The 8,469-nt window shown below is 67.8% G+C and carries 8 protein-coding genes; 2 read left to right on the forward strand and 6 right to left on the reverse strand.

All coding sequences use genetic code 11. The annotated features are described in order from the left end of the window. Positions 1–820: 820 nt before the first annotated feature. The 4 genes from M2302_RS32795 to M2302_RS32810 form a co-directional block, all read right to left on the reverse strand. Positions 821–1,651 (reverse strand): DinB family protein, encoded by an 831-nt coding sequence (locus M2302_RS32795; protein WP_280841670.1) that lies wholly within the window; start codon positions 1,649–1,651, stop codon positions 821–823. Between the two features lie 163 nt (positions 1,652–1,814). Continuing rightward, entirely contained in the window at positions 1,815–2,900 is a 1,086-nt protein-coding gene (locus tag M2302_RS32800) for a hypothetical protein (RefSeq protein ID WP_280841671.1), read from the reverse strand. Positions 2,901–3,169: 269 nt separating this feature from the next. Continuing rightward, positions 3,170–4,255: a PQQ-binding-like beta-propeller repeat protein gene (locus tag M2302_RS32805; RefSeq protein WP_280841672.1), complete on the reverse strand. Its 1,086-nt coding sequence runs from the start codon at positions 4,253–4,255 to the stop codon at positions 3,170–3,172. Positions 4,256–4,390: 135 nt separating this feature from the next. Continuing rightward, entirely contained in the window at positions 4,391–4,624 is a 234-nt protein-coding gene (locus M2302_RS32810; RefSeq protein ID WP_280841673.1) for a hypothetical protein, read from the reverse strand. A 523-nt stretch (positions 4,625–5,147) separates the two neighbouring features. On the opposite strand from M2302_RS32810, the gene M2302_RS32815 reads away from it, so the two are divergent. Together M2302_RS32815 and M2302_RS32820 are read left to right on the forward strand one after the other, a co-directional pair. Beyond that, positions 5,148–6,146, forward strand: coding sequence for an NAD-dependent epimerase/dehydratase family protein (locus tag M2302_RS32815; protein WP_280841674.1), 999 nt, complete (start codon positions 5,148–5,150; stop codon positions 6,144–6,146). 148 nt (positions 6,147–6,294) lie between these two features. Next, positions 6,295–6,624 (forward strand): hypothetical protein, encoded by a 330-nt coding sequence (locus M2302_RS32820; protein ID WP_280841675.1) that lies wholly within the window; start codon positions 6,295–6,297, stop codon positions 6,622–6,624. A gap of 137 nt (positions 6,625–6,761) precedes the next feature. On the opposite strand, the gene M2302_RS32825 is transcribed toward M2302_RS32820, so the two are convergent. Both M2302_RS32825 and M2302_RS32830 read right to left on the reverse strand, forming a co-directional pair. Further along, a complete protein-coding gene (locus M2302_RS32825) occupies positions 6,762–7,145 on the reverse strand; it encodes a hypothetical protein (protein WP_280841676.1) in 384 nt (127 codons plus the stop codon). A 226-nt stretch (positions 7,146–7,371) separates the two neighbouring features. Then, a complete protein-coding gene (locus M2302_RS32830; RefSeq protein WP_280841677.1) occupies positions 7,372–7,869 on the reverse strand; it encodes a DUF2199 domain-containing protein in 498 nt (165 codons plus the stop codon). Positions 7,870–8,469 lie beyond the last annotated feature (600 nt).

Raw genomic sequence — 8,469 nt, forward strand, 5'->3', positions numbered from 1 at the left:
TACGCAAATCCGGCGAAGATGGCAGACGGCAAGGGACCTCTGGCTACCGGGGCTCAATCAGACCTCCTGAGCAACTGCGCGGTCAGCGGCAGATCCGGATGCAGCGTGGGCGGCAAGTGCGGATGCGCGTCGGCAGCCCGCGCTGGACGTGGCGGTTGCTCCGGCTCGGCACCGACCCGTGCGACGTCGACAGCGACCTTAGCGAGGGTTTGGTACGCAACGTGGGCCGGCGCAGTCCTGGACGTCGACGTCGACGTCGATGCGCTGTGCGAGGAGGCGGCCGTCTCTCCCGAGAGAATCATGGCTGCGGCGAATGCTCAGGCGTGAGATCGGCGGGGCGGTCGGGCGGGTAGCAGCGATGACCCTCGCGGCACCAGCCGTCGCCGCCTGGGAGCACGACGCACCGGGGTAGCCGCCGAGGAGATCGGAGAGCTGATTCCGGCAGGCTCCTCGGGGGCTTCACTGGGGTAGTTCGTTCCGGCTCCACGGACGCTCTGACAGTTTCTCGTGGCTCCACACGGACGATCAAAGTCTGCAACGGGTGGCTCGCACCGGGCAGCGCCGTTGCCCGGGTCTCCCGCGCCGGCGGGCCTGGCCCTTGAGTGACGATCTTGCGAAAACTGGCGGTATAAGGGCCGCACGCTGCTGGCAGGCGAGTTCCCGGCGTACGTGGTCCGCCGGCCTGGCAGCAAAGGAGCAACGATTCGCCCACTGCCAACTGCCAGGGACGGGAGCTGAGGAGCCGGGAGTAGCAGCAGCACTGCGGCTGGAAGTCGCCCGACCGGTCAGCGCTCCTGCTCGGTGGGCGCCTTCACCCGGTTCAGGCACCGGCCTCGAGTACGGCGAGGTCGCGTACCGCGTAACGGTAATGCTCGGCCTCTTCCTTGAGCACCACCTTGAGGCAGCGGCGCACGACGTACTCCCGGTCTGGATATGGGTCCGCCGGCTTGCGACCACACACCCGATCGAGCTCGGCCTCGGTGAGCCCGTCGACGACACGCCGCATCGTGGCCATGCGAGCGAGCCGCGGCGCGAGTACCTCGTCGAGCGTCGGGGTGGCTTCGAGGGTGAGCCCGAGCTTCGCCGCTGCGTCGGGCGGCATCCCGCCGTAAGGAAGGCCCAACGGGTGATACGGCGCATCCTCCTCGAGCACGGCATTACCAAGCCAGGCATCGCCGGCCATCAGCAGGTGCCGTTGGGTCTCGACGAACGACCACTCGCCGTTGACCTGCTCGTGCAGCTTGGCCTCGGGCAGGAGCCTGGCGCGGTCAAGCGTCGCCTCCCATTGCGTCTCGATGGCATGCCAAGCAGCCCGGTAGTCGACGGAGGACGCGGCGTCACGCGCCAGCACCCGCGTGGGATGCTGCCGGTCGAGCTCAGCCTCGACGTAGGCAGTCACGTCGACGTCGTTAACAACGAGACGCTCGAAGGCGCCACCGAGGTAGACGTCGCCCCCATAGCAGTCCACGATCTTCAGGCCGCTGACCTCGCAATCGCGAATCTCAAGGCCGGCAAGATCGCATAGGTGGATGCGGGCACCACGGAACTGGTCACTCTGGGCGTACGCAGCAGGCATCGAGACAGCTTCCCGAATACGTCCCGCCTGCGTCAATTGATGGCGGACCCCGCTCACCGTGCTGGAGCGGGTCATTCTCCCCACAGTGGCTTGACGCCCGCAGGGCGCGCCCGCACCGCTGATGTGCGGGCCGGTCGTCGATCGTTGTGTCTCCATCGACGCCGCCGGACCGCGTCGTAGCCCGGCTGGGGCCGCCGCGGCGGACGCGGCGATCCGTTGCCGGTGAGCTCGCCCGCGGTCAGGTGACTTTCAGGGTGAAGACGCCGAACTGGTTGCCGCGCTGCACGTAGTGCGGCAGGTAGAGCTTCCACGTGATCGTCAGCTCGCGCCCTGCGCGCATCGAGGCCGGCGCCTCGGCGACCATCTCGAACACGGCGGTGCCGCCGGCGGGGATCTGCGTGAGCGGGCGGCAGTTCAGCCGGTAAAGCTGGGACGTGTTCACCGCCTCATTCGTCGCATCGCCGAGGGAGAAGCGTTCCATCAGGTAGCCCGGGCAGGGGTCCAGCGCGAGCGGGCCGTCGGTCGGGTTGCCGAGCGTCACGCGGAAGGTGAGCCACGACCCGGCCGCGGCGGTCGACGGCCCCGCGACAGTGACGGTGAGCTGGTCGAGCGGCGAGGATGGGGGCGTCGACACGGCGACCGGTTCGGTGAACCCGCTCGTGTACAGCGTCGCCCGGGCGTTGGGATTGGTCCCCTCGCCCTGTTGGCAGCCGGGGCGGTCGTCGGCGGTGATCGGTGCGCGCAGCGTGCCGCCGCCGTTCGGCACCTCGATCGCGAGCTGCAGCGTCCCGTCAGTCGGCTGGCAGAACGGCCCGGACCAGTCCAGGCGCAGGCTGGCGTGGCCGCCGACGGGCACGGCGACCACCCGGGCCCGGGCCTCTTCGTTGATGCCGTGCGTGTACAGCATGGGAATCTCGCGGCCGCCAGCGAGCATGGTGGTGGGTACCTCGCCCTGCAGTGTGCACTCGACCTTCGACACGTTCTGCACGTCCACCTCCCCGATGAGCTTGCCAATGGCGGCGTCCATGCCGCGGGGTGTCTCACCGCCGCTGCCGGGCCGCACCCAGCCGGTGAGCCGGCCGGACAGCTGCTCCGCCCGGCACGGCTTGCTTCCGGCGGCCGGGGGCCGCGGTCCGGCCGGGCGCCCGTTGAGGTCCTCCGCTGTGATCTTCAGGTCGGCCCACGGGACACTGCCGTCGACGAGCAGCGCGGCGGGCGCTGACCCCTCGGCCGACCGGCCCGGGCGGCTTGGCTGGGCATTCGGGTCGGCGCATGCCGCGGCAACGGCGAGCACGATCAGCAGCAGCAACAACAGTCGACGCATGCCACCACCCTCACACGGCGGGACGGCACCGCGCGTGAGTAGCCGTGCTCAGAAACGGTCAGCCCCTCGGGACGTCAAACCCTTACTGACGCGCAACGCCACCATACAAAGATCCGTATTGGGGCACACCCAACCGGAGGCCAGACGACACAGCCACACGCTCCCCCATTCCAAGAGCGGATGCACTGACATCGGCGAGTCCGGACGGCAACAGGCCAGCTCGGCGTGACGCTGCGTAGCGCGCGGATCGCGGCAGAAGCGGATGCTCGCTAAAGAAGCGGGACGGTTGCCGTGGCCGGGATATCGAGCGTGACGAGGTGGCCTTCGCCGATTGCGTGCATCAGACCGTTGTCTGCGGGGACCAGCCGGTCAATCCGCGCCGATAGCCGTATGCGGGCGCCGGCGTTGCCAGCGCGGTCGATGGTGACCAGCGAGCCGTCCGCAAAGGCGAACAGCACACCGCCGGACACCAGGGCCGCGGCGCAGACAGCGCCGTGCGGTCGGGGCCGTACCTCGGTGACAACACCATGGCTCAGGTCGATGACCGTGATGCCGGCGTCCTCGACGAGCCACAGCGTGTCGCCGTGGAGGATCGGCGGTTGTGGGCGGAGATCACGCTCGTGCTGCCACAGCACTTGCACACCGCGCACCGGATGAAAAGTCATGACCGTGCGGCGACCGCTGAGGAAGGTGACACGGCCATCGTTGCTGACTCCGTAGCTGCAGTCGCCATCAGGGAAGACCACCGGCGCCGGCAGCGACCACTCCCTCAGAACGGCCCCGGAGGCGGCCATTACCAGTAGTTTCGGCAGACCGGTGCCCGCGATGAGCACCGCATCGGCGGCAGAGTCGCGTTCGGGCCTCCAACGAACTGGCTGCGGCCAGGCCAGTGGACCGGCTCCGGCAAACGCAGCGCCGTCGGACGGCAGGCACCTGCCGTCGGCCAGGGCTATCCGCATCAAAGGGTGGTAACCGCGCCACCCTCCTAGCAGAACAACAGAGCCGCTGACGCTGACGTAGTACCGCAGGCTCATGCCGGGCGTCGACCACAACCGCTGCCCGTTGCCCAGGTCGAAGCAGTGCAGAACTCCTGCTTGGCTCAGGTACAGGCAGCGCTCGCCCGCGATAACCGTCGTGCCCCAGCAATCCTCGACACGTTGTTCCCACAACTGCGCCCCGCTGCGCGGGTCCAGCCGGACCAGGCGCGAGTGCCGCTCCGCCACGACGAGGCAACCGGACGCCACAGCCATCGCCTGCGAGCCCGACCTCAGATGTAAAGGCCGCGACCACAACACACTGACCGACTGATCCACCACGCCCGGCATGATTCCACGCATCGGCACGATGGGTGGCACGCACTCAACTCGGCATGACAGGACGCTTCGCCGTCGACAACCTACCGCCCCTAGATCACTGGCACCTGTCGCACATCACCTGGCAGAGCTGCGTTGCACATCAGTTGTCGGATCACACTGACCGTCGCCGGACGTCTACCCGCCTAGGTTGCGGATCTCTTCGTACAGGTCGTCCGCCGCGCTTGCCCCTCGGTATGGCTCGGCGCGAAGCATCGCAGCGAACCTGTCGAGCCGCTTTTTGATCCAGGAGATTTGGCGGTCCGCCGGCAGATCGAGAATCGACCGGATGGCGGCAGTAGCGGAGTCGAGGTCCCCGACTTGCAGGAAGGCTGTTCCTTGGTAGACGTGGGCCAGGGCCGCGTCGTCCAAGGACCTGCTCTCCGGGGGCTCCTTCGCCAACCGGCTGGACGAAGCGGTCGCGGCGCGGGATGCGGACTATTTGCGGACTGGCACGGCCAGCGGCGAGGATGTCGACCTCGGGAAACGGCGAAGCCCAGGCCGATGACCTGGGCTTCTGTACCGAGCCGCCTGACGGAATCGAACCGTCGACCTACGCATTACGAGATCAAGATGAGCGACGCGGCGAGCTGGGCAGATGGGGGTCTAGCAGCGGAAACACCTTCCAACATCTCTCACCGCTCCCCCACTGTCCGTGGGCCTCTTGCGGACTGGATGCGGACCGGCTGGCTGTCGCGGCGACCCGAAGCGTCAGCTTGGGAATTGTCGATGTCCGGCTGTCTACGGATTTGGCGGCCTGGTCGCGGTGGTCTCTAGTGGTCTCGGATGACCCCTGCTGTCCTAGCTCAATGGCACGCTAATGGCACGGAGGGATGATGCCGTCTGAGGGCAGGCTGACCGTGGGCACGTCGCCCGCCATTCTCAAGGAGTGACCATGCAGGTAATGGTGCTGGGCGGTACCCAGTTCATCGGCCGCGCCATCGTGACTGCGCTGCTCGACGACCACCAGGTCACCGTCCTTAACCGTGGTTCCAGGCCGCTGTGGGATCCGCGGATACGGCAGCTCGTCGCGGACCGCAACGACGCCGCGCAGCTGAAGCAACTCGGCCTGGCGGGCTTCGACGCCGTCGTCGACGTCTCGGGCACAGAACCGCACCACGTCACCAATGTGCTCGCGGCGTTGCCGCATCCTCAGGAGCTGCGCTATGTCTTCATCAGCTCGGCCGCCGTCTACAACCGATCGGTGGCGTCCCCGCCGTTCCGAGAGGGCGACCAGGCCGACGGCGACACCATCTGGGGCGGTTACGGCGAGGCGAAGGCGGAGTGCGAGGCCGTGCTGCGCGGTGCGTGCCACAGCGGTCTGACCGTCCTCCGGCCGCCGTACGTTTACGGTCCGCACAACCCGGACCCGCGCGAGCAGTTCCTGTGGGCTCGCATCCTGGCTGGCCAGCCGGTCTTCGTCCCCGGAGATGGCGGCACCCGCATCCAGTTCTGCCATGCCCAAGCGCTCGCCCAGGTGGTGGCCGCCGCGTGCGCGGGCCAGCTGGCCGCGGGAACGTTCAACGTGGGTGAGCCGGCCAGCTACACCCTCCGCGAGTATCTCGCGATTCTCGGGGAGGTCGCCGGAGTACCGCCGACGGTGGTTCCTGCCCCTGACCCCACCGTCCGTGCGCGTGACTACTTCCCGTTCCGCGACGCGGAACTGGTGCTCGACGTGACCCGACTTGCCACGCACGGGGTGGTAAACCACGACGACCTAGCCACCGGTCTAGCCAAGACGCTGACCTGGTTCCGCAAGAACGGCGGCATCAGCGACGAACCGACCCCGCAGGAGTTGGCCTGGCGAGCCACGAGGTGGAACGCCCTACCGGACGAGTCTCAATGGCGGCTGCAAAGCGTCGGCGTGGACGACCCCCGCCGGCCTTGGGATTAGAAGAAGATCGCGGATGGCTGGTCACGGTAACGTGCCCCTGCTCAAGCCGTCCGTGACTGTCGGATCACGTCGGCATTGGCCGGCGGTCTTGGCTGTACGAATGGCTGTATGGCGGCGGGATGCTGGCCACGGCACGGCGGGAGGACGGATGGCGCTCAACAAGCGGGGCAGTAAGCCGATCGTTGTCGACGGGATCGGCTACCGCTGGCTCGTCCGCCGGAAGCCGACGTACAGCCAGGGCTTGACCTGGTCGCCGCTGAGCTTTGCCGTTCAGCGGACGGAGACGCCTGGCTGCGCCACCCTCATTGTCCGGCTTGCGTCCCCTCATCCGGGCAACTGGATGAACGATCCGGCCTCTCCGGTGCTGCCTTCGGCGGTCGCCCGCGCCATACGGCAAGCGCTTGACCGTGGATGGCAGCCGGATCATCCCGGATCGCCGTTCATGCTGAACCTCGGTGATGAGGACCAACTTTCGTAGCCGGCGATGGGCTAGACGTCTGCACCGACTGTCAGCTTGGGAATTGCCGATGAGGGGCTGCCCAGGCCGCCGGCTGCCTGGCCGCGACGGCCTCTCATGGCCTCGGTTGACCTTGCTTGTCCTGTCCCAATGGCACGCTAATGGCACGCGGCGCTGCGCTCGTCGGCGGTTGGGCGCAGGCGTTCCCACTGCGGGTCGTAACAGACCAGCCCGTGATCTGCCGCCAGGCGAGCCGCCTCGGCCGACACCTCCTCGCACATGCTGTACCGCATGGTGAAGTAGACGAAAGGCCCCGACGCCTCGTCCATCAAAGGACCCGCGGACCACGGACTCACGTCGTGCTCGTCGTCAGGCATGTCGACCCACCGCTTTAGCAGGGCCAGGACGTAGGCACGGATACGCGGGGTCGGTGGCAGTTCCTCACCCTCCATGTACGCGGCGTAGAGCTGGTCGTAAACCTGACCCGCAGCGCCGTCGTCGGCCGGCAGCTCGCCTTCCCAGACCGCCAAGTCATAACTCATGCCGGGAGTCTGCCTGCCATGCCCGACAGTCGGTGCGGCGGTAGACACCCTGCAGGCTGAGGTTGGCTGACCTGTGCATTACGAGATCAAGTTGGCCACCCCGCGCCACCTGCACTGATAAGGGTCTAGCAGCAAGAACGGCTCTCGATATCTCGCACCGCTCCCCGCCGTCCGTCGACCTTTTGCGGACCAGATGCGGACCGCTCCCCTGTCGACGCCGCGAAGCTCATGGCAGCTTCGGCAGCACATCCTCATGCGGCCAGACCTCAGCGAGCACCTTGGCCAGACCGGGGTCCGAACTGTGCGCGCAGTACGGAGTCTGCTCCGGGTCACGTACCTCCAACTCGACCGGGGCAGCGAGCAGGCCCCAAACCGGGAGGTCGTTCGCGAGCCAACCCTGGAGCCGTAGGTCCTGATACTCCGGCTCCGACCACACCGCGGACGCACGCTGGAGGTCAGCGGGATCGAGAGCGACCCACACCCCGAACGTGGCGCTGAAGCCACCGGTCAGCTGCACGGGAAGCAGTGCCCGCACGAAGGCGCCCACCCCGGGAACCTGCATCATCACCGAAGCGTCAGGGGTCGCATGACTCAGCCAGGCACCTCGTGCCCGGTGCTGCCTGCGCGTGTCCAGGACAGGATCAGGCAGCCGGAACCGAGCTTGCCGGTCATGGACATCCGTTGGCTGCCCGCAGCAGAAACACAGCTCGGTGGTGTGCCGCATCCCCTCTGCGGGTTCGGCGTCAACCGGGTCAGCGCGCTTACGGAACCGGTCAAGGAATCTGCCCACAACGTCCCCTCCCCCCTTGTGGGCGCGCAGCGTACCAACCGCAGGGAGCGAGATCTCCTCGTCGGGCAGTCGCCAGACCTTCCAGCTTCCCCGGACGGGGACAAGGTGGAGCGCCCTACCGGACGAACGACCTTGGCCCCGTCCGAGGAAGCTGGTAGCCCTCGTGGTGCCCGTCGAGGAGATCCCGGGCAGATCTCTGAGGAGGGCCGGGGTTCGGGGCGGAGCCCCGAGGTCTTCAGGTCCTGGTCGTCCGTCAACGTGGCCGGCCGGCCCGGCCGATGCCGGCCGGAGGTCGCCAGCAGGCCGGGGCCGGGCCGGCGCGGCCCGCTTGCGGGCCGCCTTGATCCTCTAGAGGTCAATTCGGCAGTGCGCGGGCCTCGGCAGCTGTCCTCTGTCGGCTGATGTGCAACACACGTCTGCCAACTAACCTGCGACATGCGCGCGGATCGCGGCTACCTATTGACTGGTGCTACGACCGCAGCCAGGCCAGGCTTGGTCGAGGTGACCGGCGGAGTCGCTCTCATCGCGGCTGCC

The organism is Micromonospora sp. A200 (genome assembly GCF_029893845.1).
In the GTDB taxonomy this organism is placed as follows: Bacteria; Actinomycetota; Actinomycetes; order Mycobacteriales; family Micromonosporaceae; genus Micromonospora; species Micromonospora purpureochromogenes.